The organism is Glaciihabitans sp. UYNi722, from assembly GCF_040549465.1.
In the GTDB taxonomy this organism is placed as follows: Bacteria; Actinomycetota; Actinomycetes; order Actinomycetales; family Microbacteriaceae; genus Lacisediminihabitans.
In genome coordinates, this window is record NZ_JBEPTL010000009.1 from 21,748 (window position 1) to 45,761 (window position 24,014).

Genomic DNA, 24,014 nt, shown 5'->3' on the forward strand with positions numbered 1-24,014 from the left:
CGGGATCGCATAGCCTCGCGTCATGCCCGCTGAACCCTCTTCCGGCCTGGATCGTGGCATGCAGCGTCTCGTGCACTGGGGCTCCGCCGTCCCGGGTCTCCGTCGCATACTGATCTCCGCCGTGATCGCGCGCCCCGGATACTGGTTTGCGACGGTCTCAGGTGTCGTCTGGGGCGGTATCCTCAGCCGTGGACAACTGCGCAGCGAGGGCGGAGTCGTGGTTGCCCAGGGTTGCCCACGCTGGGCCTTCGGGCGCGGCGGCACAACCATCGGTGCCGTCTACCTCACGCACGATAACGTTTCGCTTCCCGTTCTGCGGCACGAAGCCGTGCACCGGGCACAGTGGAAACACTACGGGCTGGCCTTCATCCCGCTCTATCTGGCTGCGGGGGCCTTCGCACAACTCAATCGCTTCGAAGTAGAGGCAGGACTAGAGGATGGCGGCTACGTATGACCGAAGGCAATAAAGATCTGGATGGCGCAACCATCGTGATCACCGGTGCGAGTTCCGGCCTCGGGAGAGCCGCAGCCGTCGCTCTCGCCGATCGCGGAGCCGAGATCGCGGTGGTCGGCCGCAACCCGGAGCGCACCAACGCGGTGGCAGCCCAGGTGGGCGGCCGGATGTTCCTCGCCGACTTCGACCGCCTCGACGACGTGAGAAGACTCGCGGATGACCTGCTCACCGTCTACGACCACATCGACGTTCTCGCCAACAACGGCGGCGGTCTTGTCAGCAAACGCGGACTCTCCGAAGACGGCCACGAGCGTACTTTCCAGCACAACCATCTCGCACCGTTCCTACTCACCAACCTGCTTCTTACCCGGCTGACCGCGGCCAACGGTCGGGTCATCTCCACCGCGAGTGCCGCCAACCTGTTCGGCAAACTCGACCTCGACGATCTCGATCGAACCAGGCATGTCTATGCGGGCGGCTGGCGTGCCTACGGCACGAGCAAGCTGGAGACCATCCTGTTCATCGAGGAGCTGGCCAGGCGAACTGACGGCACGGGCATCGACGCCTTCGCCTTCCACCCTGGCCTCGTCTCGACAGGTTTCGGCGCCGATTCCGGGATGTTCCGCTTCGCCCAATTTCTGAGCCGCGGCAGTCTCGGCATCAGCCCTGAGCAGGGTGCGGCACCGCTCATCCACCTGGCGTCCACCGAGGATGTCGGCGCGCCGAGCGGCACCTACTTCGACGGCCTGAAACCGAACGGACGCACCCCGGCCGTCGCGCACGATGAAGAGGTCGCCGCTAGATTGTGGACGAGGAGCACCGAGTTGGTCGGACTCTGACGAAGGGTTCGTTCCAGGTGGAGAGCACGCTCGAGGGCCGGTCGATCGTGATCACCGGCGCGAGTTCCGGGCTCGGCCGATCAGCCGCCATCGAACTCGGACGACGAGGCGCGTTCGTGGCAGTCGTGGGCCGCAATCCCGAACGAACCGCTGATGTCGCGAAGCTCGCGCGCGGCACGGCCTTCGTCGCCGACTTCGACCATCTCGACCAGGTTCGCGAGTTGGCGGATGCCCTGCTCTCCCGTTTCGATCGGATCGACGTTCTCGCCAACAACGCCGGCGGCCTGGTCAGCCGTCGTGAGACGACGAAGGATGGCTTTGAGCGCACCTTCCAGTCGAACTACCTCGCGCCGTTCCTGCTGACCGATCTGCTGCTCCCCCGGATCACCGAGAGTCGCGGCCGCGTCCTGTCCACGGCGAGCAGTTCCAACACCATCGCCCACCTCGATCTCAACGACCTCGACTTCGCGCATCAACCGTGGATGGGCGGATGGCGCGCCTATGGCACCACGAAGCTGGAGACGATCCTCTTCATCCGCGAGCTGGCCCGCCGCACGGTGGGCAGCGGAGTCGACGCGTATTCCTTCCACCCCGGCTATGTCGCGTCGAACTTCGGAGTAAACATCCCAATCATGAATTTCGCGCAGTTCATCAGCGCGGGTCATCTGGGGCTCAGGCCGGAACAGGGCGCGGAGCCACTGGTCTTCCTCGCATCGACGAACGATGTCGGCGCGCCGAGCGGCGCCTACTTCAGCCGCAGTCGGCCCAACGGGCGCACGCATCCCCTGGCGAACAATGAGGCGACCGCACGGACTCTCTGGGAGAACACTGTCGGGCTGCTCGGCCCCTGGCTCTAGTCCGAGCTTCTCTAGTCCGAGCTGAGGGCGCGGGCGGCGCCGCTGCCGGCGATCCAGGAGTAGACGGTGTGCTGCTGCGTGATGTCCGTCGGGAGCATCTCGCTCAGCCATGCGTCGAGTGAGCGGCGAAGCGACTGTCCGCGATCGCGAACCAGCCAGCAGATGGCCACGCGACCGGGAGCCAGAAGGGTCGCGACGTCATCCGAGGTCTCGACCTCGACGAAGACCTGGCCGCGGGCTGCGGAGGGAAGCGTGGCGAGGAGCGTCTGGATGGCGGGAAGACTCGACTCGTCACCCGCGATGAGCAGGCGATCTTTGACACCGGGATTCCACGCGATCGAAGCGGTGAGGGAGTCGGAGGTTGCCACAGATCAAGTATGGCATGCCTTACCTAAGTTCAACCAGCCCGCATGGCTGTGATCATGCTGAGTACGCCGACGGATCAGGCCGACCTATCGGTGTGATAACGACGACCGGAGAAGGACGCCACCCACAGTAGGTTTATTCTCACTGTCGAGTCGGGAGTTGCTGTGAGATCAATTACGAGGATGTCGGCCATCGTTGTCTACGGCGACCATCGGGCTCAGCGGATGCACACTGCTCACGCCGACAGCAAAAACTCCGTCACCCTCCAGTTCCTCGACCGCTCCCTCGAGCACGCCGACAACAAGACCTGTCACCTGCGACAACCTCATGACGACGGAAGCGTCGGTCGCCTGGACGTCGGACGGCTCGATCTACTTCCCGAATTTTGCCGACAGAATGCGTGAATCGCACGACAGCCTGGAAGCGTTCCTTGACTACGGAGGCGTTCTCTGCCAGTGGGGTCGCCCGAACACGGACACCGGGCTGGTGCTCGCCTACTCCACGATCACCGATTCTGACAGCACGCTTCAGAAGCAGCAACTGAGTGGATCCGGCTGGGCTATGACGAAATCGGGTAGTGGCGAAGAACGCTGGAGCCCCGTCGATCTCGAGGGCTATCTCGGCCTGACACCGGTTTATATCTTCGAATCCGGTAGCTGGCGCTACGCGAGCGATGTGGGCGATCTCCCCAAATACGCCAACTGACCCAGCACCGCACTCACCACTGCGGCGGGTGCCGTCGCTGCCACTGCAACCGGCGCTCCAGTTGCGCACCGATGGCGAGCAGCGTCGCCTCGCCGCCAGGTCGGCCGATCAGCTGCACTCCCATCGGTAGCCCCCCATCGGTCTGGTAGACGGGAAGCGTGACTGCAGGCAACCCCGACACGTTGGCGAAGGAGGTGAACGGCGTGTACTGCACCTGCTGCTCGAAATTCCGTTCGGCATCCGTGTTGTCGTACCAGCCGATCGGACGCGGGGTCATGGCGAGCGACGGCGTCATCACCGCATCGAAGCGGCTGAACTGACGGATGACGGATCGCTCGAACAGGCTGAGAGCCGCGAGCGCGCGCATGAGTTCGAGCGCCGATATCTCACGGCCATGTTCGACCAGCCAGCGGGTGAGCGGCTCGAGTTTGGCCAGATCCTCGCCCTCGGCAGGGATCCCGGCGGCGCTGGCCTGCCAGATCGTGCGGAAGTTCGGCCCGTAGCTGGCATCCGGTTCGAGGGCCATCTCTTCGATGCCATGGCCGATCGCATCAAGTTCCGATACGGCGAGCGCCAGGGCGGCGGATGCCTCCTCCGAGATCTCGATGTCGTAAGCGTCATCCCATGGCGAGGTGGTCATCATTCCCAGCTGGAAGCGGCCTTCGCCGCGCACGGCCGCGTTGAGGAGCGCGCCACCATCCCATCGTGGAGCGCGCAGGGTGAACGGATAATCGCCACCGGCCACCATCGCGTCGAGCATCATCGCGGCATCCGCCACTGTCCTGGCGAGCGGGCCGGGCACGACGAGACCGGCGAGCTTGTCGACCCCTGAACCGCTCGGCACGAGACCGCGCGATGGCTTGATGCCGACCAGTCCGCAGGCCGCGGCGGGGATGCGCACCGATCCCCCGCCGTCCGATCCTGGCGCGAACGGCAGCAGGCCTGCGGCAACAGCGACCGCAGCTCCCCCGCTGGATCCGCCCGCACCGAGGGAGGTGTCCCATGGTGTCCTGGCCGGCGGGGCGACGAGCGTCTCGGTGTAGGACGGCAGTCCGAATTCCGGTGCGTTCGTCTTGCCGAGGCTCACCACCCCCGCGTCATCGAGCACGGTGACGAGGTCGTCGGACTCCTCCGGCACGAAGCCAGTCATGAGTCGCGAACCGTAGCCGGTCGGCACTCCCGCGCGATTTGTGAGGTCTTTATCACCGATCGGGAGTCCCCAGAGAGCGGCGGCCTTCGGCATGATCGTCGCGAGATCGGTCGCACGGGCGCGCGCAGCATCCGCCGTGACGGTGACGAACGCCCCGAGTTTCGGATCGAGTCGCTCGATGCGTGACAGGTAATGATCTGTCAGTTCGAGCGGGGTGATCTTGCCGCGTTGCAGCCAATCCCACTGCTCGTGCGCGGTCAGGTGATGCAGTTCGAAAGCCACGGGTCGAGCCTACGCGGCGCCGGGAACCGATCGAATTTCCACATCGGGCTTGACATGACCGGCTAATGCTGGTTGGTTAGTTACACAAGTAATGAACCAACTGAGTAACTAGCCAACGAACGGAGGTTTCCATGGATGAGGGCAGGCCGATCTTCGTTCAGATCGCTGAACAGATCGAGAACGACATCATCGGCGGCGCGCTACCCGAAGAAACCCAGGTTCCCTCGACCACCGAGTTTGCGTCGTTCTATCGCATTAACCCGGCCACGGCGGGCAAAGGTGTCAACCTGCTCGTCGACGAGGGAATCCTCTACAAGAAGAGAGGGATCGGCATGTTCGTCGCCGAAGGGGCACAGGCCACGCTTGTCGCGAAACGTCGCGACAAGTTCCAGACAGAATTCGTACGACCGCTCGTTACCGAAGCCGCGAAACTCGGCATCTCCCAGGCGCAGCTGTCGGACATGATCACCAGGGAGGACAGGTCATGACCAACGTCGTGGATGTACAGAACCTCAGCAAGAAGTTCGGAAACCTCGCAGCGGTCGACAATGTGTCGTTCACCGTGGAAGAGAACAGAATCTACGGCCTGCTCGGAGGCAACGGGGCAGGCAAGACGACGCTCATGCAGTTGCTCGCCGGCCTGGGACTTCCTGAGCTCCGGCAGCATCAACGTCTTCGGCGCCTCCCCCGTAGAGAACGTCGGCGTTCTTCACAACATCTGTTTCACGACTCTTTCACCAACGTCGGTTAGTATCCCCTGATGCCCAGCACTGCTCCGAAACCTCTCGCCCGACACGGCCGACTCCGCCGTTCAGGCCCGTGGGCGACGATTGCCAAGCTCCTCGCGGCTATCGTCGCAGTCGCCGTGGTCAGCACCGGATCCATCGCTGCGGTGGCCGTGTGGGATGTCGCCAGCAGCGCCAACGGCGGTGTCGACCTCCTCCCCGCCGCCGATGGTTCGAGCAAGCCCCCTACCCTTTCGGCCGCCGAGGGCGAGATCAACGTGCTCGTCGCGGCGAGCGACAGCGGCGGCGGCGACGTGGCCACCTACGGCAAGCGCGGCGAGCGCCTCAATGACGTCACGATGCTGCTGCATGTCTCGGCCGATCACAAACAGGCGACTGTCATTAGCTTTCCGCGCGACCTCATCGTTCCAATCGCCTCCTGCCCCAACGGCAAGGGTGGCAACTACCCGGCCCAGATCAACAAAATCAACACCGCTCTCACCTACGGCGGGCTCCCCTGCATCGTCAAGACCGTCGCGAATCTCACCGGTATGACGATTCCTTACGCGGCGCTGACAGAGTTCCAGGGCGTGGTCGGCATGTCCAACGCTGTCGGGGGCGTGGAGGTCTGCGTCGCCAAGGCTATCCACGACCAGCAGATCCATTTCGACCTGGAAGCCGGGCAGCACACTCTCGTCGGAACTGACGCCGTGCAGTTCCTTCGCTCGCGATACGGTCTCGACGGCGGGAGTGACCTCGCGAGGGTGAGCAACCAGCAGCTCTTTCTCTCCGCCCTCGTGCGCAAGATCAAGACGCCGGAGACACTCGGCAACCCGGTCACGGATTACCAACTCGCCAAGGCCGTGGTAAAGAACATGTCTCTGTCGAATAGCCTCAAAAACATCAACACGATGGCGTCAATGGCGCTGGCCGTGAAGGATATCTCCTTCGACAAGGTCGTGTTCGTGCAGTATCCGAACAGCTACGGCTCGAAGAACGGGCTGGATGGCGTGGTGCCGATCACCAGCGCGGCAGACACACTGTTCACCGCGATCAAGGCCGACCAGCCGATCGCGCTGACGGGTACGACGGGCGAAGGCACGGAGAGCGATCCGAATGCCCCGCCGCCGGTCACCGTCCCGAGTGCGACTCCGAATCCGAACGCGACCGGCGACGCAACGGTGCAGCTGCCGAGCACCGTGCATGGCCAGACCGCCGCACAGCAGACCTGCACCAAGGGCCAGCGCGCCAGCGCGCACTAGCTACTCGAGTTCCGCCCGAAGCTGCCTCAGTAGGCGCTCGAATGCGAGCGGAGCGTGCCTGAGTACCTTGCGACCGGTTACCGGCCCGAGCCTGTGGGCCTTCTGGGCGACGTTGACGATGTAGTGCTCGATGTTCGAACCCTTCTCGTCGGGCACGATCCGGTACTCGCCGCGATACCACCAGCCACCCTGCGAGATGATGAAAAAAGCCGAGGAGTCAGCGGTGTAGAGGCTCTCCGAGCCCTCCGAGGGGCGAAGCCTTCCGTCGATCGCGTCGAAGACAGCCTTCGGCCGTGCCAGCACGTGACCGGCGAAGGAGTGCAACAGAGTGTGGTTCCCTGGGCGCTCGCGAGGTGCTTCAGGCATGCAACGACTGTAGCGCCGGTAGCCTCGAGCTATGACTTTTGAACCCATGGGCACCACAGCACTCGTGACCGGAGCGAGCAGCGGACTCGGCGTGGAGTTCGCTCATCGACTCGCCGAACGCGGTGCGGACCTGGTGCTCGTCGCACGCCGCGAGGATCGCCTCGAAGCGCTCGCGACAGAACTCCGCACCAGCTACGGCACCGTGTGCACGGTGATACCCCTCGATCTCACCGGGCCGGATGCCGTGGCCATGCTGGTGAGGAAACTCACCGACGCGGACATCCGTATCTCCACCCTGGTCAACAACGCTGGGTTCGGAACCCACGGATTCTTCGCGGAGCTCGCCCCGGAGCGCGAACTGGCGGAGATCCAGCTCAACGTCGCCGCGCTGGTCGCCCTCAGCCGAGCTTTTCTGCCGCAACTCATCGAAGCCGGCAACGGTGCACTGGTGAACGTCGCCAGCACAGCGGCGTTCCAGCCGATACCGCGGATGGCGGTCTACGGAGCGACCAAAGCCTTCGTGCTGAGTTTCACCGAGGCGCTCTGGTACGAGACGAAAGGCACAGGGCTGAAGGTGCTCGCCCTGTGCCCCGGCCCGGCTTCCACCGAGTTCTTCGATGTGGCCCACAACGAGGACGCCGTTTTCGGCAAATTCGAAACCGCAGAACAGGTGATCGCCACAGCCATGAAGGCTCTTGATCGCCGCCGGTCGCCGGCCAGCGTGATCAGCGGCAGGATGAACGCGGTGCAGGCGAAAGGCGTGGGTTTCGCGCCGCGCGGGCTGGTGCTCGACATCGTCGGACGCGGCGGGGCGCCCAAGAAGCGCTGAGACATCGCGCCAGTATTGCTCCTGTGGATGCTGTGGCGTGGCGAGCCCTCGACCGTGACCGACATCGAAGCGGACCTGCGCGACATCCTGGGCTGAGGTCGTCCCTGCCGCATCCGCGCGGGCTCTTGTTATCCGCGCGGAGGTTACAACTGGCGCGCGGATAACAAAACGCCGCGCAGTCGACACCTAGCAGTCAGCTGTGAGTCGCAGCCGGTCCGCTACTTCAGCGACTTCTGCATGAGCACGGTGCCGAGCCAGCGGTCGAACTTGAACCCGACCTTTCCCATATGGCCGATCTCTTTGAACCCGAAGCTCTTGTGCATCTGGATGGATGCCTCAGCACCCTTGTCGGCGATCACGGCGATGATCTCCTTGAGGCCCGCCGCCTTCGAGCGGGCGATGAGTTCGGCCATCAACACCTTGCCGAGCCCCTTGCCAGTGGACGCCGGCCGAAGATAGATCGAGTTTTCCACGGTGAAGCGGTATGCGGCTTTCTCTTTCCACGGGTACACATAGGCGTAGCCGAGGATCTGCTCGCTGGCGCTCTCGGCGACGATGAACGGCATGCCCAGTTTGGTCACGTGCTGGAATTTCGAGCGCAACTCTTTGAGGCTCATGGCGACCTCGTCGAAGGTCACCGTGGAGTTGGCGACGTAGTGGTTGTAGATCTCTCGCACGTCGGGCATATCCTGCAGCCTGGCATCCCGAATCGAGTACTCGAAGGGCGTCTCGAGCGGGGGCAGGTTGCGCTGCGCCTCACGCGGACGATGAGTGGCCTGGTATTCCTCCTCGAGCATGCGCCAAGCCTACGCTCGACTACGGTGCGATCGACCAGTCGATCGGCTCTCCGCCCTGCTCGACCAGGAGAGCGTTCGATCGGCTGAACGGCTTCGACCCGAAGAACCCACCGGATGCCGACAGCGGGCTCGGATGTACCGACTTCACGCTCGGCGTGGTGCCGAGCATCGGCTGAAGTGACTGCGCATCCTTACCCCAGAGGATGGCGACCAGAGGACCACCACGGGCAACCAACGCACGGATGGCCGCCTCGGTCACCGTCTCCCAGCCCTTGCCGCGATGCGAGCCCGACGCGCCCGCCCGCACCGTGAGCACCCTGTTGAGCAACATCACACCCTGATCGGACCACGCGCTCAGGTCACCGTGCGGCGGAGGCACGACGCCGAGGTCGTCGCCCAACTCCCTGTAGATGTTCTGCAGGCTGCGCGGCACCGGCCGCACGTGCTTCTCGACGGCGAAAGACAGGCCGATGGGGTGCCCGGGCGTCGGGTACGGATCCTGGCCGACGATCAGCACCCGCACATCCGCGAGCGGACGCATGAAGGCGCGCAGCACGTTCTGCCCGGCGGGGAGGTAGCCTCGGCCCGCGGCGACCTCGGCCCGCAGAAAATCACCCATGGCTGCGATCTGGCCGGCTACCGGTTCGAGGGCCTTCGCCCATCCGGGGTCGATCAGTTCGGTGAGAGGTTTGGGCGCGCTCATGCACTGAGCCTAGAGAGTCACGGGCGGCTGCGACGACCAGGGAAACGCGATCCATTTCGAGGTCTTGCGCCAGATGTAGTCGGGTTCGAGCACGGTCGCGGGCTTCGAGTAGAGGCACGCCGTGCGCACCTCGGCGCCGGTGCGCGTGAGCAGTTCGAGCACCATCGCAAGGGTGCGTCCGGAGTCGGATACGTCATCCACCAGCAGTACGCGTTTGCCAGCGATCGCCGGTACGTCGAGCATCGGCGGAAGGATCACCGGCGCTTCGAGTCGTTGGTCAACGCCGGTGTAGAACTCCACGTTCAGGGCGCCGCAACTCTTCACGTTGAGTGCGTAGGCGATGGCACCGGCGAGCAGCAGGCCGCCACGGGCGATCGCGACCACGACATCCGGAGTGAATCCGCTTCCGTGCACCGACGCAGCCAACTCCCGCGCGGCACCACCGAACTCGTCCCAGCCCAGAATCTCCTGCTTCTCATCCGCCATGCCCCAACGCTAGCCAATTACCCGCCACGGAGTTACTCGCCGCAGAGTCGCGGTGATCCCGCGGCAACGACCCGTCGCGATAGCGCATGACGCCACCACGTCAGAGAATGGGACGCGAAATTCGCGCAACGCGGCACGAGAGCAACGCAGCATCGCGCATCCGCCGAAGAACGCCACTAGCATCCGTTCATGACGACACTCCGCGGCAAAGCTGGCGCGATCACCTTCGGCCTCATCGGTTATCTCTTCCTCGTCGAGATCGTCAGCGGGATTCTGCAGGGCTACTACGTTCCGCTGATCAGCGACCTGGTGAAATACCTGCACATCAAGGATGCCGACTTCAACTGGTTCGAGGCCGCTCAATTGCTTCTCTCGGCGCTGGTGGTGCCGGTGCTGGCCAAGCTCGGCGACATGTTCGGGCACAAGCGCATCCTGCTCATCTCCACGGTGCTCACGGCGCTCGCCAGCTGGGGTCTCGTCTTCGCCGACAACTTCGCGCTCTTTCTCATCGCCTGGGCGCTGCAGGGTTTCTACGTCGTCTGGCTGCCGCTTGAGGTCGCGCTCATCTTCGATCGTGGACGTCGCACCGGCCGTGGCGCCTCCCAGACCCGACGGGCTGCTGGGTTCCTCGTCGTCGCCCTCGAAGCTGGGGCGATCGTGGGAGCGCTCCTCGGCGGACGGGTCTTCGGATGGCTCGGCCAGAATGTTCCCCTCACCCTCGCGGTCCCGGCCATCGCCGTCACGCTCGCGTTCTTCGTGATCCTCTTCGGCGTACCGGAGTCGACGCCGATGCGCGGACGTTCCCTCGACATCGTCGGCTTCAGCATCCTCACCATCGGACTGCTGTTGATCACCTCCGGTCTCACCTTCCTGCGGCTCAACGGGCTCGGCGCGTGGTGGGTCTACATCCTGATCGTCGCAGGGTTGCTGGTCTTCATCCCCTTCGGCATCTACGAGCTGAAACAGAAGGATCCGGCCATCGACCTGCGCGTCCTTCGGCAACCCAACATGTGGCCTGTGCAACTCACCGCGGGCCTCATCGGCATCAGCCTGCTCGGAGCGCAGGCACCGCTCAGTGCCTACGCAGGCACCGCGCGGAGCAACGGTTACGGCCTCGGACTCGACTCCGGCGACCGCTCGACACTGATCGGCGTCTACCTGATCTCGATGATCGCGGGGGCTCTCCTCTTCCCGCTGATCTCCAAATGGAGGTCGCCACGCGTGGCCCTGATCATCGCGGCCTTCTTCGTTGCGATCGGATTCCTACTCTTCCTGCCGTTCCACCTCGAGACCTGGCAGGTCTTCATGAACATGTTCATCGTCGGGCTCGGATCGGGCGCGCTCGTCGGGGCACTGCCCGCCGCGGCTGCGGCCGCCGCTCCGAAAGAGCAGACCGGTATCGCGACCGGACTCACCAACACCACCAAAACCATCGGCGGCTCATTTGCCTCGGCCATCTTCGGCATCGTGCTGGCCATGGGCGTGGTCACTGCCACTGCGAGCACCGCCTCGAGCCTCAGCGGATATCTGACAGTCTGGATCATCTGCGGAGCGGGCGCGCTCGCCGCCGCGGTACTGCTCTTCTTCGTGCCGAAGCTCGCTTTCGCCGATGTGGTCGAGCCGGAGACGGAGGCCCCGGTTTCTTCCTCCGAGCCTCAGGCCTGAGACTGGACTCATGGATCTGCGTGAGTTGGCCGGCGAGGCTGCGAAATACCGTGACGTGCTGCGAGGGGTTCGCCGCGACATCCACCGGCAGCCCGAATTGGGGCTCCAGCTGCCGAATACGCTTCAGCGAGTTCTGGCCTCGATCAGCGAACTCGGACTCGAAACTCACCTCTCCGACACCATCTCATCGGCGGTGCTGCGTATCACCGGTGATCTGCCAGGACCGACTGTCGTGCTGCGCGCTGACCTCGACGCGCTCGCCCTGCAGGAAGACACCGGCGAGGAGTTCAGCTCGGAGATCCCGAACCGGATGCACGCCTGCGGCCACGACCTGCACGCCGCGATCGGCGTCGGCGCCATCCACCTCCTCCAGACGCACAGAGACCAGTTGGCGGGTGAAGTGCTCTTCCTGTTCCAGCCCGGCGAGGAGGGCGACAACGGCGCCGACCTGATGCTGGAGGAGGGCGCACTCGACCTGGCGAGCGGCGACCTCGTCGGCTCCTACGCGCTGCACGTGACGACGTCTATGCCGCTCGGCGTCTTCGCGACCCGGCCAGGCGCACTCATGGCCGGTTCTGCGACCCTCGATGTCACGGTGCGTGGCGCGGGCGGTCACGGCTCGGCGCCGCAACTCGCACTGGACCCCAACCAGGCCCTGGCCGAAATCATCACCGGCCTGCAGACGATGGTCACCCGCCGCTTCAGCGCCTTCGATCCGGTGATCATCACCGTCGGTTGGATTCGCGGTGGCCAGGAGGGCACGAACAACGTCATCCCGAACACCTCGTCGTTCGGGGCGACTGTGCGCACCTTCTCCCACGAGAGCCTCGCGGATGTCGAACGCTTCAGCCGCGAACTCGTCGAGGGGATCGCCGCAGCTCACGGTCTCACTGCCGACGTGACCTTCCTTTCGGTGACCGAGCCGGTCATCAACGACGCGGAACACGTCGCGCGCGCCGAGGCTGTAGCCACCGGCATGTTCGGTGCGGAGCGATTCATGACCATGCCGACCCCGATTGGCGGCGCGGAGGACTTCGCGGCGATCCTGCGTGCGGTGCCGGGCAGCTTCGTCTTCGTCGGTGCCTGCCCGCCCGAGCTCGACCCGCGCACCGCACCCTACAACCACTCCAACCTCGCACGCTTCGACGACAGCGTGCTGCCGGATGCAGCGGCTTACCTCGCCGCGCTGGCCTTCGCCCGCCTCGACGAGGCGTCCCGCGCGGGGACGACTAGGCCTTCGGTCTGAGCTCGCCTCGCACCAGTTTGTGCGGCGCAGCCTGGGCCACCGGCTTGATCGTGACCAGGTCGAGGTTCACGTGCCCGGGCAGCTCGATCGTGTGCACGATGCTCTCCGCCACATCCTCTGCCGAGAGCGGATTCGGGATGCCGTCATAGATCGCGTCGACCCGCTCCTGATCGCCGCCCAGACGGACCAAGGAGAACTCTTCGGTCTTCACCATGCCCGGCGCGAGTTCGAGCACGCGGATCGGCTCTCCGGCGAGCTCGAGTCGCAGTACGGCGACGAGAGCGTGCTCGGCAAACTTGGCGGCGTTGTATCCCCCGCCGCCCTCGTAGGCGACGTGTCCCGCGATCGAGGTGACAGTGAGGATGTCGGCGTGGCCGTCATCCTCCGATGCGGCGCGCAGTAACGGGAGCAGCGCGCTCGTCACCCGCTTCACGGCGACGACGTTGATGTCGTACATCCGCATCCAGTCGTCGGCGGAACTCTCCTCGACCGAGGCGAGACCGAAGGCTCCCCCTGCGTTGTTCACCAGGGCATGGATCGGCCCCAGATCGGCGAGGTAGTCGCGCAAGGCATCCACCTCGGCCTGGTCGGTGAGGTCGGCGGCGAAGACATCCGCGCCGGTCTCGGCGGCGAGCGCCTCGAGCCTGCCGGCGCGGCGAGCGACGCCCACCACATCCCAGCCCCGCTGGCGGAAGAGCCGCACGGTCGCCGCTCCGATTCCCGAACTCGCCCCGGTCACGACGACACGCCTTGCTCCCACGTTCCACTCCCTCAGTCCAGTCTGCATCAACCGTAGCGCGGCTATGGTGGACGCGTGACGACCCTGCCCGCAGCCCAGAATGCGATCACGAATAGACCCGACCGGTTCACGACGCAGCTGACTAGTGCAGGTTGACCCGCTTCGGCAGCGTGAAGACGAGCGCGAGGGATACCACCGCGAAGATTGCGCTGACGAGAAGCGCCATCGTCGCCGCATCACCGAAGTGAGTGGCGAGCGATGCCTTCGAGATCGCCTTGGCCGCCAGTTCCGGCGAGTTGTACAACCCGTCCTTCATCGCAGCGGCGACTTTGGTGGAGACCTCGCCCTTCAGTCCGTTGAGGTTGGCGATGCCGAACAGCACGCTGCTGACCACGGCGATACCGATCGCGCTGCCGATGCGCTGCATGGTGCCGATGACGCCGCTGGCCGCACCGGCTTCCGAACGATCGACGGTGGCGACGATGAAGCGCGCATTCGGTGCGATGAACAGGCCGTTACCGAAGCCTGCAACGACGAGTGGTGCCAGCAGGATCCAGTTGTTGAGGTCGGTCGGTGCCACATTGAGCAGGATCAACCACAGTCCGACCAACCCCACCGTCACCATGGCCGTGCCCAGCACGAGCACCGTTCGACCGAGTTTCTGCGCGAGGCGGTCGCTCAGGGATGCGCTGATGATATTGCTGATGGCGAAGGGGATCGACACCAGGCCCGATTCCAGCGCCGTATGCCCGAGACCGGCCTGCCACAGTAGTGAGATCGTGAAGAAGATGCTCGTAAAGGCCGCGAAGTAGACAAGCGCGAGGATGGTGCCCCCGGTGAAGGCCGGGTGCGAGAACAGGTGCGGCGGCACCAGCGGCGACGAACCGCGTGCTGCAAGGAACCGCTCCCAGAGAGCGAACAGCACGAGCAGGACCACACCGCCGGCGAGCGACAGGTAGGTCCACAGCGGCCAGCCCTGATCCTGTCCCTGGATTAGTGGAACGAGGATCGCGACCAGGGCGCCCGCGAGCAGAATGAGGCCGACGACGTCCATCGTGGCCTTCTGCCCTGCGACAACCCTGGGCAGCACGATGGCTGCGGCGACCAGCGCGATGGCACCGATCGGTATGTTGACGAAGAAGATGTAGCGCCATCCATTGCTCTCACCGAATGCCTGGATGATGAGGCCACCCACCACCGGCCCCGCCGCCGAGGAGACGCCGAGGACCGCACCCATGATGCCGAAGGCCTTCCCCCGTTTCATCGGCGGGAAGAGCAATTGGATAAATGCCGTCACCGGCGGGAAGAAGATTCCGCCACCGAGGCCCTGCACGACCCTGGCCACGATCAGCTGGGTCGGGTCGTGGGCGAAACCTGCCGCAAGACTCGCTGCGGTGAAGATCGCGAGACCGGTGAAGAAGACCCACTTGTGACCGAAACGGTCACCGATGCGGCCGGCAGGAATGAGTACGAGGCCGAAGGCGAGTGCGTATCCGGAGATGATCCAGGCGAGGGTCGCTTCGTCGGCATGGATGCTGTCGCGAATCGTCGGCAGTGCGACGTTCACGATGGTGGTGTCGAGCAGCGACATAAACATGCCGATAAGCAACACCGCCAGTGTTCCCCATGCCCGCTTGTCGGTGACGCCCTCTGGGGCCACCCACGCGGGTGCTTGCCCCACCCTGGCCTGTGCCTGATCGCTCATTAGTCGTGTCCTTTCGTGGACAATTCTTTTTCGTCGGTGATGATGTCGGGAAGTGCGGTGAGAAGTTCTTCGTGCCAGGCGACCTCGCCACGCCAGCGCGAGAGTTGATGCCGCATCGACCAAACCTCAGCGACCGACAGGTATTTGTCGACCTCTTCGAGGTGAGTGGTGTACTCCTCGAGATGGGTACGCAGTCGTGCGAGACGTTCCTCGATGATGACCGGCAGTTCGTCGAGCCCCTCAGGGTCGAGCCTGGCGAGTGCGAGGTCGACAGGGTCGGGCTTGATCACGATTTCGACGAGGCCTTGCCTGCGCAAATCGTGGAGTGCGATACGCCCGGCGTCGCTGATGCGGTACACCTGGCGTTCCGGATAGTTGCCCTGCCTCTCGACCCGGTCTTCGACGATGAGTCCTTCAGCGGCGAGCCGTTTCATCGCCCCGTAGACGGCGCTCGCGGCGAAGTCCGTCCACAGGTCGATGTGCTCTTCTTCGGCGAGCAGCAGCAGACCATGACCGTGCATGGGGCCCCGCTGGTCGAGTGAGCCGAGAATGAAGAGACGAATGGATGACACGCGACTACTCTTGCATGACTAGTTCTGTGTGTCAACCTGCCATTACGCCATATGTCAGTGCGCCATTGCCTCTCGCAGGTCCGCTGCCTAGGCTCGTTTGAACGAGGGCGAACGCCCCGCCCGCACCCGATTTTCACGAGGAGAACCACGCCATGAGCGATGCCGCTGCAACCTGGAAGTTCGAAACCAAGCAGATCCACTCCGGCGCTTCTCCCGACCCGGTCACCAATGCCCGCGCCACCCCGATCTACCAGACCACCTCCTATGTGTTCAACGACGCCGACCATGCCAAGAATCTCTTCGCACTGGCCGAATTCGGCAATATCTACACCCGCATCCAGAACCCGACGCAGAACGTCGTCGAGGAGCGCGTGGCGGCGCTCGAGGGCGGCACTGCGGCCCTGCTGGTGGCATCCGGCCAGTCGGCCTCCACCTTCGCCGTGCTCAACATCGCCCAGGCCGGCGACCACATCGTCTCCTCCTCGTCGATCTACGGAGGTACCTACAACCTCTTCAAGTACACGCTGGCGAAGCTCGGCATCGAGACAACCTTCGTCGAGAACCAGGACGACCCTGCAGAGTGGGCACGCGCGGTACGCCCCAACACCAAGCTCTTCTTCGCCGAGACCATCGGCAACCCCAAGATCAACATCCTCGATATCACGAGCGTTTCGGATGTCGCGCACCAAAACGGTGTCCCGTTGATCGTCGACAACACCATCGCCACCCCGTATTTGATCCGTCCGTTCGAGCACGGAGCGGACATCATCGTGCACTCGGCCACCAAGTTCCTCGGCGGCCACGGAACAGTCATCGGCGGGGTGATCGTCGATGGCGGCAAGTTCGAGTGGTCGAAGAACGTCGAGAAGTTCCCCGGCCTCACCGAGCCCGACCCTTCGTACCACGGCGCGAGCTACACCACGGTGCTCGGCGACGGCATCGCCTACATCATCAAGGCCCGCGTGCAGTTGCTGCGCGACCTCGGCTCCTCCATCGCCCCGGCGAGCGCCTGGCAGCTGATCCAGGGCATCGAGACGCTGAGCCTGCGCATCGAGCGCCACGTGCAGAACGCCCAGGCCGTGGCCGAATGGCTCGACAACCATGAGGATGTCGCCTCGGTCAACTACTCTGGGCTCCCCTCGAGCCCGTGGTACGCCAAGGCCAACGAGTACGCGCCCAAGGGTGTCGGCGCCGTGCTGTCCTTCGAGTTGAAGGGCGGTGTGGATGCCGGGCGCGCCCTGGTCAACAACGTGACGCTGTTCAGCCACCTGGCCAACATCGGTGATGTGCGGAGCCTGATCATCCATCCCGCATCGACCACGCACTCGCAGCTCACTCCCGAGCAGCAGCTCACCTCCGGTGTCACGCCGGGTCTGGTGCGTCTCTCGGTCGGCCTCGAGAACATCGACGACATCCTCGCCGACCTGAGCTCCGGTCTCGCCGCCGCGCAGCGGGTCACAAGAACGTCGCAAGGCGCCTAGCTCCGCACCACCGGGCACCACCGGGCCCCACTAGGAGGGCAGTGCTAGCGTCATCGCATGCGAAGGTTTCTCGCGATTTCCGCGTCAATGTTGACGCTGCTCTTTGTCGTGGGCTGCTCGCAGTCATCGGTGTCAGATAAACCGAGGTCTTCCCAGCCGCTGTGGGGTCTGGAGATTCCGGCAGGCACGAAGATGGCTTCCGCGCAGCGGTCCGCCTTGGCGGACGGCAAGGTCACGAGCGCCGAGTATCACGAAGGCTTTCGTCGATTCTCCGCGTGCCTGGCCAAAGGCGGATATACCGTCATGGCTCTACCCGACAAGAACGAAGTTCTCCAATATGGAGTTCCCGCCGAAGCGGGCGATCTGTACGAGAAGTGTCTTAGCCGAGAGTTCGAGTGGGTGGAAACGGTTTGGCAGCTCAGCCGCGCTGATACGTCCAACCAGGCGAAGGCCTATGCAGTGTGCCTGAAAGAAAAAGGAATCACGCCGAAGAAGACCGAAGATGCCAAATACGCCCAGTTGGAGGCGGCGCACATCGATCCTTCGGACTGCTACGTTAGGCTCTACCCGCATGGTTAGACGGCCGGGATTCCTCTTCGTCCTGCCCCTCCTCGCACTGTGGATCGTGCCAGTGGCGATCTTCGTCCTACTTGTGCCCGCCGCACAAAGCCAGGAAGCGATTAGCCTGCAGCCTGGCGCAGTGCGCACAGTATCGGTTGGTTCGCGTCTCGACTCCGCAACTCAGGCGGTCGATGTGACGCTGACGGGCCCTCCCCCCGCAGAGGTGAAGTCTGCGGCATCGGGATTGGTCACATCCGTAGATGTGAAAGCGGGCAGCCCCATCGCTAGCGGTACCAAGCTGGCTTCGGTGAATGGGGTTGCAATCCTCGCATACGCCGCGCCGTCACCGCTGTACCGCGATCTCGGTGCGGGCATTCGAGGTGCTGATGTCGAGGCGCTCTCCACATATCTGAGGGACATTGGGCTGCTGAGAGCGGGCGATGTCAGCTCGGTTTACGGGCCAGTTCTCGCCAAAGCGGTTTCTGCATTGGAAAAACGCATCGGAGCCGGCGTGGATGGGGTGTTCCAAGTCGGCTTCGTCGCGTGGGTGCCCCCCGGAACAGCGGCGGTGGGAACGGTGAAGGTGAGCGTTGGCGACAGCCTGGCCGCAGGCGCGGCACTCGTGCTTGGCGGCGGTGCATCGACATCAGTCACGTTTGTCCGTACCGGCGACACGGGCGGGCGCCCGGTAGCTCCGAAGGGTGTACTTCGCCTTCGTTCCGGAAAAGCGCAGGTCGACTTCGCGTCCCTCACGCTCACCGCCGACGAGGGGGGAAGCATCCAGGCTTTCCTCACTGCTGCCGTCACCGCCGGTGGCGTCACCGCCAAGCAGACAACGGCGGACACTGGGACGATCACCTATACGGGCGCTATCCTTTCGGCTGCCGCACCCTCGAAAGTTGCCGTTGTACCGAGTAGTGCGCTCTACGCGACCGCGGGTGGCCACACATGTGTCTTCACCGCATCGCGGGCTGGCTTCAGGGCGGTGACCCTTCCGCACCCCGAGCTCATCACCGGCGAACTCGGTTCCGTATCGGTACCGTCATCCCTCGTCGGCAAGTCCGTTGTGCGCGATCCGACGGCGCTCTCCTCGAAGGCACTTCGGTCGTGCAAATAGACATCAGCGACGCACGCGTCTCGTTCGGCAGCAGAGTCGTGTTCACCGGGATGACGGCGACTTTCGAATCCGGTGTGATCACCGCTCTCGTCGGACCATCCGGGAGCGGCAAATCGACATTGCTGGCAGCTATGGCGGGATACCAGCAACTCGACAGGGGTGACATTTCATACCGAAACGGCGAACGCTCGCTCTCCCCGGATTCCGGATTGATCGCCTGGGTTCCGCAGGGCTCGAACGCGCTTGGCACCCGCACCGCGCTGGATAATGTGATGATCGCCCCGCTCAGCGAGGGTCGTGCGCCGGATGACGCGCGCGAAGTCGCCACACGAGCCCTCGTCGATGTCGGCCTCGGCGACCGCGCTGACCAACGCGTGCGGCAACTATCTGGAGGAGAACTGCAGCGGGTCAGCTTTGCGCGAGCGCTCGCCTCATCCAAACCGATTATCTTCGCCGACGAACCTTCGGCGGGTCTCGACGGGGCAAACACCGAGTTGCTTGGCGCACTGCTCGCCGGGTTGAGTTCGCACGCGACGATCGTCGTCGCCACGCACGACCCCATCCTCATCGACGCGGCCGAAGCGGTCGTCCGGTTGCGATCGGAACACATTCATGCACCGTGACCGTTGGGTGTTTCCGCAACTGGCGCGCGAGGCGACGAAGAACGTGTTCGATACGCACTCCCGTCTCTATGGTCTGCTCGTCGTCGCCGTGCTCATCGGCGTTGCGATCCCGCTCTACTCGGCCTGGGAATCCGGACAACTACTCACCCAACTTCACGAGGAAGCGAACCAGGGCCGCAACGTACTCACCATTTCCGCTCTGGATCAGAAGTCGCCAGCCGAGATCAGCCGCAGGTCGTGTGAGGGCCTGACGCATGATTCGGATGTACTCCGGGCAGGAGTACGTGAGAGCCAGGGCACGAGTGACTTTTCTCAACTGGGCACCCTGATTCCCGTCACGGCCGTGAGCGTGACGCTGCTACCCGAACTCGGCCACTATGGCGCGGTCGTCGGGAACGCCATCCGAAAGACCGGTCCACCCTTCCACCTGGTGATGCCAGATGGCACAGTACAGACCGCGGCGGTCGGCACTACCCAGCCAGACGTGATCGGCACCGCTTCGAGCGTTGCCGTGGGCCTCTCACCGGATGTCACGGAGTCCACGCGGTGTTTCGTCGTCCTCGATCCGTTGGCCCGGGCAGCCGCCGTCTCCGACCGTCTCGTCGCAGAACTGGAATCGACCGGCGGCGCTCTGATAGCCGATGATCAGTTCTCCGAACCCCGCGACCCTATCGAAACCTACCTCGTTCGACCTGACCGCTTCCTTCCTCTTCTCCTCGCATTCGCCGGGGCCATCACCGCCGGGGCGATGGGACGCCTCCGTACCGGTGAGTGGGCCGCCTACCGCATGTCTGGAACGTCGAGCAGATCGCTTCTCATCATCCAGCTGCTCGAACAGGCGAGTATCGCCGGCTGCCTCGTCGTCACTGCCAGCCTGACCACGGCCATCGTCTGGCCGCGGATGGTCAGCCCACTGTCGACGGTGCTCGAAGCTGTGGCGGCCGGCGCCCTGTGGGTAGTCGTGTCGGTCCTGGTGTGTATCGACATCCCCTTTCGCACACCGACCACCCTTGCGAAAGACCGTTAATGCTGCGCTGATCGGGAGAGAGTGTAACAATCGCGTCGGGTCACTCGCGATCTTGAGATACTTGCCTAGAGATGGATTGGCAGACACCAGAGGACACGGTCCCGTCGAGCTTCGTAACCGAGGCCAACGCGCGAGCCATCATCGGCAAACCCCGAGCAACAGGGGCCTGGCGTGAGGGTGATAATCCGGGGGATCGCCTCTTCGTATCGATCGGCCAACAGGATCTCGAACGTGGCGGCTCGCTGCCTTCGGTGCGCATAGCCTACGAGACCTGGGGCACCCTCAACGCCGACGCCAGCAACGCCATCCTGGTGTTGCACGCCCTGACCGGTGACAGCCACCTGATCGGCGCACCGGGGCCTGGGCATCCGACTGCCGGCTGGTGGTCCGGAATCATCGGCGCAGGCAAACACATCGACACCGATCGCTGGTTCGTCGTCGCACCCAACATGCTCGGCGGTTGCCAGGGAACTACGGGTCCGGCCTCCTTCGCTCCTGACGGCCGCGAGTGGGGTCCACGCTTTCCCTACCTGACGATCCGCGACCAGGTCGCGGCGCAGGCGGCGTTCTCCGATGCCATCGGCATCGGCAGGTGGGCGGCCGTGGTTGGCGGTTCCATGGGTGGCATGCAGTCGCTCGAGTGGGCCATCGGGCATCCTGATCGCCTGGAGCGTGTTGCTATTCTCGCCGCACCCTCAACCAGCAATGCCGACCAGATCGCCCTGAACTCTGTGCAGATCGAGGCAATTCGCATGGACTCACAGTTCGCGGACGGCGACTATTACGAGGCAGCGGATGGCGAAGGGCCGTACCGTGGCCTGTCACTGGCGAGGCGCATGGCGCTGCTCAACTATCGCTCGCCCGGCGAATTGAACGACCGCTTCGAACGCAGTTGGCAGAGCAGTATCAGCCCGCTCGGAGCATCGGGAAAATTCGCGGTAGAGAGCTATCTCGACTTTCACGGCAACAAGTTCACCAGGCGCTTCGATGCCAACAGTTACGTAGTACTCGTGCAGGCGATGGACTCCCATGACATCGGTCGGGACCGTGGCGGAGTGGCTGCGGCCCTCGCGAGTGTCACGGCGAAGAGCCTGGTTCTCGGCATCGATAGCGACAGGCTCTTTCCTGTGGCACAGCAGGCGGCGATCGCCAGCCGCCTCGACGACAATATCGACGACGGCGAGGTCGTCGTTATTCATTCGGAGTTCGGTCACGACGGGTTTCTCATTGAGGATGATCTCGTCGGACCGCAGCTCGCCCGCCTTCTCAATTCGTAACCGTACACGCGAGTTCCTATCAGCTTGGATATGCTGGTGCACAGAGTGGTCTGTTACGGCAATTAGGTCGAAGGATCCATTCGGGGGGATGCGGTGACTGTCACGACCAAACGGGCGCGCCCGAGCGCCATCCGCGTAGCGATCGTCGACGACCACCGGCTCGTCATCGATGGACTCGTTGCGCACCTCGCTGCCCGCCGCCACGGTATCGAAGTGGTGATCGGCGAACCCACCTGGGTCGGGCTTCTCTCCCACAGCGAGTTTCCTGTCGATGTGGCGGTTCTCGATCTCAACCTTGACGACAGCATCGCGATCGATACGAAGGTTCGTGCGCTGAACGCGGCCGGAACGCGCACCATCGTGATGAGCAGGCACGCTGACCCCTCGTCCGTGCAGGGCGCTTTCAAAGCGGGGGCCCTCGCCTTCGTTCCCAAGACGGAACCTGCCGACGAACTCGTCAAAGCGATCCAGGCGGCTGCCGCAGGCAAGCGGTACGAGAATGGCCCGTTGCTGCGCGCGCTGTCGGAACCGACCGCCTCAGAGAATCCCGGCCTCGGCAAACAGGAGCGCCGCGCACTCGTGCTCTACGCCTCAGGGCGCTCGATCCGCGAAGTCGCCCGCGACATGGGAACGACCGAGGAGACAGTGAAGTCCTACATCAAGCGCGGACGACGCAAGTACCGGGAGATCGGGATCGACCTCGGCACCAAAATCCTGCTGCGCCGTCACGGTATCCGCGAGGGATGGCTGACGCCGGAGTAAGGCGTTGCCGCGTCATCCCGTCCGGACAGCTCGACCGACGTGTCCAGCGGCCGTCCAGCCACTCGGGAGCGACCAGCACGTCGTTGCGGACGAGATCCGCCGCGCGATCCGGGAAGCCGTAGACGAACGAGTCGCTATGCGGCGGGAGACCTAAAGCCGCCCGAGAGAGGGACGATCATCGCCGGAGCAACTTGACGATATTGACGGAGACAGATTTGTGGCGCTTATCGATTTCGAAGGCTGCCCTCCCAGAAACGGTGTGTGAGCGCTTAAATGGACTGTGCTCACTCACTTGCCTCTATGGTTGCTCGTTCTCGTTTTCGTCGTCTCGGGCGCGGTGATCTGGTTTGCCGGAATCCAGCTGTCGAAGTCGACTGATCGGCTCGATAAACGCTTACACCTCGGCAGCGCACTGGGTGGCCTGATATTGCTTGCGATTGCCACGAATCTCCCCGAGATCGCGATCACGGTAACGGCTGCCGCCAGTGGGGCGGTCGGAATCGCGGTCGGAAATATCCTGGGTGGAATCGCGATACAAACCGTGGTGATCGCGGTCCTCGACAGATTCGGGAAACGAGAAAAAGGTGCGCCCCCGCTCACATATCGGGCGGCATCATTGACTCTCGTCGTTGAGGCGCTAACGGTGGTCGCAATTTTGGCGCTAGTCGTTGCGGGGACACAGCTGCCAAAGACCTTGGATCTGTTCCGAGTCACCCCGCAAGCACTTCTCATTGTTGCCGCCTGGGTGTTGGGACTGCTCCTCGTCCGTCAAGCAGGGCGACACTTGCCGTGGGATCGGGATGGGGCTGCCCCCGATGCCGGGCCTCCGAAACAGGCCCCTCAGACCGGTGAACGCAAGCAACAGCACAGTCTCGCCGCCACTGTCGGGATCTTCCTCGGCGCGGCTGGCGCAACACTGGTGGCTGGCTTCTTTCTGGAACAGAGCGGGGACGCGGCGTCCTCCCAGATTGGGTTGTCCGGTATTTTGTTTGGCGCGACCGTGCTGGCATTAGCGACCTCGCTTCCCGAAATCTCGACGGGCCTGCAATCCATGCGTCAAGGCGATGAAAGCCTGGCCATCAGCGACATATTTGGGGGGAACGCTTTCTTGCCCGTGCTGTTTCTGATTGCCGGTTTGATAAGCGGTCAGGCGGTACTTCCCCAAGCGGGATCGGCCGACATTTATCTCACCGCGATCGCCGCGCTGCTCACCGCCGTCTACGCATTCGGACTGCTTTTTCGACCCAAGCGACGAGTGCTGGGCATGGGCATCGATTCAATTGCCGTAGTCATTTTGTACCTGATAGGCATCGGAGGGCTCTTCGCGATCAGTCGGTGAACTAGTGCCAAAGAAGCCGCCCGCGGCGGAAAGTCAACCGGAATCGAGGGTGGTTTCTCGTCTCCGACAGTGACGGCCT

Annotated in this window: 28 protein-coding genes; 18 read left to right on the forward strand and 10 right to left on the reverse strand. The window is 63.9% G+C overall.

Going from position 1 to position 24,014, the window contains the following annotated elements; translation table 11 throughout:
* Window positions 1–22 precede the first annotated feature (22 nt).
* The 3 genes from ABIB56_RS08370 to ABIB56_RS08380 are packed head-to-tail and all read left to right on the forward strand — an operon-like array spanning window position 23 to window position 2,150.
* Complete coding sequence (locus tag ABIB56_RS08370; RefSeq protein ID WP_354568700.1) at window positions 23–454, forward strand: hypothetical protein; 432 nt, start codon at window positions 23–25, stop codon at window positions 452–454.
* Window positions 451–1,293 carry an SDR family NAD(P)-dependent oxidoreductase gene (locus ABIB56_RS08375; protein WP_354568701.1) on the forward strand — a complete coding sequence of 281 codons (843 nt, stop codon included), beginning with the start codon at window positions 451–453 and terminating at the stop codon, window positions 1,291–1,293. Before ABIB56_RS08370 ends, ABIB56_RS08375 begins: the two co-directional genes overlap by 4 nt.
* A gap of 17 nt (window positions 1,294–1,310) precedes the next feature.
* Window positions 1,311–2,150 (forward strand): SDR family NAD(P)-dependent oxidoreductase, encoded by an 840-nt coding sequence (locus ABIB56_RS08380; protein WP_354568703.1) that lies wholly within the window; start codon window positions 1,311–1,313, stop codon window positions 2,148–2,150.
* Window positions 2,151–2,161: 11 nt separating this feature from the next.
* Here the strand turns inward: ABIB56_RS08380 and ABIB56_RS08385 are convergent, their stop codons facing one another.
* Complete coding sequence (locus ABIB56_RS08385; protein WP_354568704.1) at window positions 2,162–2,518, reverse strand: SIP domain-containing protein; 357 nt, start codon at window positions 2,516–2,518, stop codon at window positions 2,162–2,164.
* 168 nt (window positions 2,519–2,686) lie between these two features.
* Window positions 2,687–2,830, reverse strand: a complete 144-nt coding sequence (locus tag ABIB56_RS08390; RefSeq protein ID WP_354568705.1) for a hypothetical protein — start codon at window positions 2,828–2,830, stop codon at window positions 2,687–2,689.
* A 13-nt stretch (window positions 2,831–2,843) separates the two neighbouring features.
* On the opposite strand from ABIB56_RS08390, the gene ABIB56_RS08395 reads away from it, so the two are divergent.
* A complete protein-coding gene (locus ABIB56_RS08395) occupies window positions 2,844–3,221 on the forward strand; it encodes a hypothetical protein (protein WP_354568706.1) in 378 nt (125 codons plus the stop codon).
* A 13-nt stretch (window positions 3,222–3,234) separates the two neighbouring features.
* Here the strand turns inward: ABIB56_RS08395 and ABIB56_RS08400 are convergent, their stop codons facing one another.
* Window positions 3,235–4,653 carry an amidase gene (locus tag ABIB56_RS08400; RefSeq protein WP_354568707.1) on the reverse strand — a complete coding sequence of 473 codons (1,419 nt, stop codon included), beginning with the start codon at window positions 4,651–4,653 and terminating at the stop codon, window positions 3,235–3,237.
* 131 nt (window positions 4,654–4,784) lie between these two features.
* Between ABIB56_RS08400 and ABIB56_RS08405 the strand changes: the two genes are divergently transcribed.
* The 3 genes from ABIB56_RS08405 to ABIB56_RS08415 are packed head-to-tail and all read left to right on the forward strand — an operon-like array spanning window position 4,785 to window position 6,640.
* Complete coding sequence (locus ABIB56_RS08405; RefSeq protein ID WP_354568708.1) at window positions 4,785–5,141, forward strand: GntR family transcriptional regulator; 357 nt, start codon at window positions 4,785–4,787, stop codon at window positions 5,139–5,141.
* Window positions 5,138–5,404, forward strand: a complete 267-nt coding sequence (locus ABIB56_RS08410) for an ATP-binding cassette domain-containing protein (protein ID WP_354568709.1) — start codon at window positions 5,138–5,140, stop codon at window positions 5,402–5,404. Before ABIB56_RS08405 ends, ABIB56_RS08410 begins: the two co-directional genes overlap by 4 nt.
* A gap of 9 nt (window positions 5,405–5,413) precedes the next feature.
* The gene (locus tag ABIB56_RS08415) at window positions 5,414–6,640 is read left to right on the forward strand and encodes an LCP family protein (RefSeq protein ID WP_354568710.1); all 1,227 of its coding nucleotides are present in this window, start codon (window positions 5,414–5,416) and stop codon (window positions 6,638–6,640) included.
* On the opposite strand, the gene ABIB56_RS08420 is transcribed toward ABIB56_RS08415, so the two are convergent.
* Window positions 6,641–7,006, reverse strand: coding sequence for a hypothetical protein (locus ABIB56_RS08420; protein WP_354568711.1), 366 nt, complete (start codon window positions 7,004–7,006; stop codon window positions 6,641–6,643).
* 31 nt (window positions 7,007–7,037) lie between these two features.
* On the opposite strand from ABIB56_RS08420, the gene ABIB56_RS08425 reads away from it, so the two are divergent.
* Window positions 7,038–7,835: an SDR family NAD(P)-dependent oxidoreductase gene (locus tag ABIB56_RS08425; RefSeq protein ID WP_354568712.1), complete on the forward strand. Its 798-nt coding sequence runs from the start codon at window positions 7,038–7,040 to the stop codon at window positions 7,833–7,835.
* Window positions 7,836–8,053: 218 nt separating this feature from the next.
* Here ABIB56_RS08425 and ABIB56_RS08430 read toward each other — a convergent pair whose 3' ends face one another.
* Genes ABIB56_RS08430 through ABIB56_RS08440 form a run of 3 tightly spaced genes read right to left on the reverse strand, consistent with a single transcriptional unit; the run spans window position 8,054 to window position 9,821 of the window.
* A complete protein-coding gene (locus ABIB56_RS08430; protein WP_354568713.1) occupies window positions 8,054–8,632 on the reverse strand; it encodes a GNAT family N-acetyltransferase in 579 nt (192 codons plus the stop codon).
* A gap of 19 nt (window positions 8,633–8,651) precedes the next feature.
* A complete protein-coding gene (locus ABIB56_RS08435) occupies window positions 8,652–9,335 on the reverse strand; it encodes a uracil-DNA glycosylase (protein WP_354568715.1) in 684 nt (227 codons plus the stop codon).
* Between the two features lie 9 nt (window positions 9,336–9,344).
* Window positions 9,345–9,821, reverse strand: coding sequence for a phosphoribosyltransferase (locus ABIB56_RS08440; RefSeq protein ID WP_354568716.1), 477 nt, complete (start codon window positions 9,819–9,821; stop codon window positions 9,345–9,347).
* 189 nt (window positions 9,822–10,010) lie between these two features.
* Here ABIB56_RS08440 and ABIB56_RS08445 point away from each other — a divergent pair, with 189 nt between their 5' ends.
* A complete protein-coding gene (locus ABIB56_RS08445) occupies window positions 10,011–11,486 on the forward strand; it encodes an MFS transporter (protein WP_354568717.1) in 1,476 nt (491 codons plus the stop codon).
* Between the two features lie 10 nt (window positions 11,487–11,496).
* A complete protein-coding gene (locus ABIB56_RS08450; RefSeq protein WP_354568718.1) occupies window positions 11,497–12,732 on the forward strand; it encodes a M20 metallopeptidase family protein in 1,236 nt (411 codons plus the stop codon).
* Here the strand turns inward: ABIB56_RS08450 and ABIB56_RS08455 are convergent.
* The 3 genes from ABIB56_RS08455 to ABIB56_RS08465 form a co-directional block, all read right to left on the reverse strand.
* Window positions 12,716–13,492, reverse strand: coding sequence for an SDR family oxidoreductase (locus ABIB56_RS08455; RefSeq protein ID WP_502917583.1), 777 nt, complete (start codon window positions 13,490–13,492; stop codon window positions 12,716–12,718). The genes ABIB56_RS08450 and ABIB56_RS08455 overlap by 17 nt on opposite strands.
* A gap of 121 nt (window positions 13,493–13,613) precedes the next feature.
* Window positions 13,614–15,176: an MFS transporter gene (locus tag ABIB56_RS08460; protein WP_354568720.1), complete on the reverse strand. Its 1,563-nt coding sequence runs from the start codon at window positions 15,174–15,176 to the stop codon at window positions 13,614–13,616.
* Window positions 15,176–15,748: a PadR family transcriptional regulator gene (locus ABIB56_RS08465; RefSeq protein WP_354568721.1), complete on the reverse strand. Its 573-nt coding sequence runs from the start codon at window positions 15,746–15,748 to the stop codon at window positions 15,176–15,178. Before ABIB56_RS08465 ends, ABIB56_RS08460 begins: the two co-directional genes overlap by 1 nt.
* A gap of 152 nt (window positions 15,749–15,900) precedes the next feature.
* On the opposite strand from ABIB56_RS08465, the gene ABIB56_RS08470 reads away from it, so the two are divergent.
* From ABIB56_RS08470 to ABIB56_RS08505, 8 genes are all read left to right on the forward strand, one after another.
* Window positions 15,901–17,229 (forward strand): bifunctional o-acetylhomoserine/o-acetylserine sulfhydrylase, encoded by a 1,329-nt coding sequence (locus ABIB56_RS08470; RefSeq protein ID WP_354568722.1) that lies wholly within the window; start codon window positions 15,901–15,903, stop codon window positions 17,227–17,229.
* A gap of 57 nt (window positions 17,230–17,286) precedes the next feature.
* The gene (locus ABIB56_RS08475) at window positions 17,287–17,808 is read left to right on the forward strand and encodes a hypothetical protein (protein WP_354568723.1); all 522 of its coding nucleotides are present in this window, start codon (window positions 17,287–17,289) and stop codon (window positions 17,806–17,808) included.
* On the forward strand, window positions 17,801–18,907 hold the full coding sequence (locus tag ABIB56_RS08480) for a peptidoglycan-binding domain-containing protein (RefSeq protein ID WP_354568724.1): 1,107 nt from the start codon (window positions 17,801–17,803) through the stop codon (window positions 18,905–18,907). The genes ABIB56_RS08475 and ABIB56_RS08480 overlap by 8 nt, the downstream gene beginning before the upstream one ends.
* Window positions 18,898–19,530, forward strand: a complete 633-nt coding sequence (locus ABIB56_RS08485; protein ID WP_354568725.1) for an ATP-binding cassette domain-containing protein — start codon at window positions 18,898–18,900, stop codon at window positions 19,528–19,530. Before ABIB56_RS08480 ends, ABIB56_RS08485 begins: the two co-directional genes overlap by 10 nt.
* Window positions 19,520–20,557 carry a hypothetical protein gene (locus ABIB56_RS08490; RefSeq protein WP_354568727.1) on the forward strand — a complete coding sequence of 346 codons (1,038 nt, stop codon included), beginning with the start codon at window positions 19,520–19,522 and terminating at the stop codon, window positions 20,555–20,557. Before ABIB56_RS08485 ends, ABIB56_RS08490 begins: the two co-directional genes overlap by 11 nt.
* Window positions 20,558–20,628: 71 nt before the next feature.
* The gene (gene metX / locus ABIB56_RS08495) at window positions 20,629–21,834 is read left to right on the forward strand and encodes a homoserine O-acetyltransferase MetX (protein WP_354568728.1); all 1,206 of its coding nucleotides are present in this window, start codon (window positions 20,629–20,631) and stop codon (window positions 21,832–21,834) included.
* A gap of 93 nt (window positions 21,835–21,927) precedes the next feature.
* Complete coding sequence (locus tag ABIB56_RS08500; RefSeq protein ID WP_354568730.1) at window positions 21,928–22,596, forward strand: response regulator transcription factor; 669 nt, start codon at window positions 21,928–21,930, stop codon at window positions 22,594–22,596.
* Window positions 22,597–22,933: 337 nt separating this feature from the next.
* Window positions 22,934–23,935 carry a sodium:calcium antiporter gene (locus tag ABIB56_RS08505; RefSeq protein WP_502917584.1) on the forward strand — a complete coding sequence of 334 codons (1,002 nt, stop codon included), beginning with the start codon at window positions 22,934–22,936 and terminating at the stop codon, window positions 23,933–23,935.
* Window positions 23,936–24,014 lie beyond the last annotated feature (79 nt).

Bases quoted from the DNA above. Each gene is read 5' to 3' on its own strand.
- ABIB56_RS08370 (WP_354568700.1), top strand. From the start codon at position 23: ATGCCCGCTGAACCCTCTTCCGGCCTGGATCGTGGCATGCAGCGTCTC.
- ABIB56_RS08375 (WP_354568701.1), top strand. From the start codon at position 451: ATGACCGAAGGCAATAAAGATCTGGATGGCGCAACCATCGTGATCACC.
- ABIB56_RS08395 (WP_354568706.1), top strand. From the start codon at position 2,844: ATGACGACGGAAGCGTCGGTCGCCTGGACGTCGGACGGCTCGATCTAC.
- ABIB56_RS08405 (WP_354568708.1), top strand. From the start codon at position 4,785: ATGGATGAGGGCAGGCCGATCTTCGTTCAGATCGCTGAACAGATCGAG.
- ABIB56_RS08410 (WP_354568709.1), top strand. From the start codon at position 5,138: ATGACCAACGTCGTGGATGTACAGAACCTCAGCAAGAAGTTCGGAAAC.
- ABIB56_RS08415 (WP_354568710.1), top strand. From the start codon at position 5,414: ATGCCCAGCACTGCTCCGAAACCTCTCGCCCGACACGGCCGACTCCGC.
- ABIB56_RS08420 (WP_354568711.1), bottom strand. From the start codon at position 7,006: ATGCCTGAAGCACCTCGCGAGCGCCCAGGGAACCACACTCTGTTGCAC.
- ABIB56_RS08425 (WP_354568712.1), top strand. From the start codon at position 7,038: ATGACTTTTGAACCCATGGGCACCACAGCACTCGTGACCGGAGCGAGC.
- ABIB56_RS08430 (WP_354568713.1), bottom strand. From the start codon at position 8,632: ATGCTCGAGGAGGAATACCAGGCCACTCATCGTCCGCGTGAGGCGCAG.
- ABIB56_RS08435 (WP_354568715.1), bottom strand. From the start codon at position 9,335: ATGAGCGCGCCCAAACCTCTCACCGAACTGATCGACCCCGGATGGGCG.
- ABIB56_RS08440 (WP_354568716.1), bottom strand. From the start codon at position 9,821: ATGGCGGATGAGAAGCAGGAGATTCTGGGCTGGGACGAGTTCGGTGGT.
- ABIB56_RS08445 (WP_354568717.1), top strand. From the start codon at position 10,011: ATGACGACACTCCGCGGCAAAGCTGGCGCGATCACCTTCGGCCTCATC.
- ABIB56_RS08450 (WP_354568718.1), top strand. From the start codon at position 11,497: ATGGATCTGCGTGAGTTGGCCGGCGAGGCTGCGAAATACCGTGACGTG.
- ABIB56_RS08460 (WP_354568720.1), bottom strand. From the start codon at position 15,176: ATGAGCGATCAGGCACAGGCCAGGGTGGGGCAAGCACCCGCGTGGGTG.
- ABIB56_RS08470 (WP_354568722.1), top strand. From the start codon at position 15,901: ATGAGCGATGCCGCTGCAACCTGGAAGTTCGAAACCAAGCAGATCCAC.
- ABIB56_RS08475 (WP_354568723.1), top strand. From the start codon at position 17,287: ATGCGAAGGTTTCTCGCGATTTCCGCGTCAATGTTGACGCTGCTCTTT.
- ABIB56_RS08480 (WP_354568724.1), top strand. From the start codon at position 17,801: ATGGTTAGACGGCCGGGATTCCTCTTCGTCCTGCCCCTCCTCGCACTG.
- ABIB56_RS08490 (WP_354568727.1), top strand. From the start codon at position 19,520: ATGCACCGTGACCGTTGGGTGTTTCCGCAACTGGCGCGCGAGGCGACG.
- metX (WP_354568728.1), top strand. From the start codon at position 20,629: ATGGATTGGCAGACACCAGAGGACACGGTCCCGTCGAGCTTCGTAACC.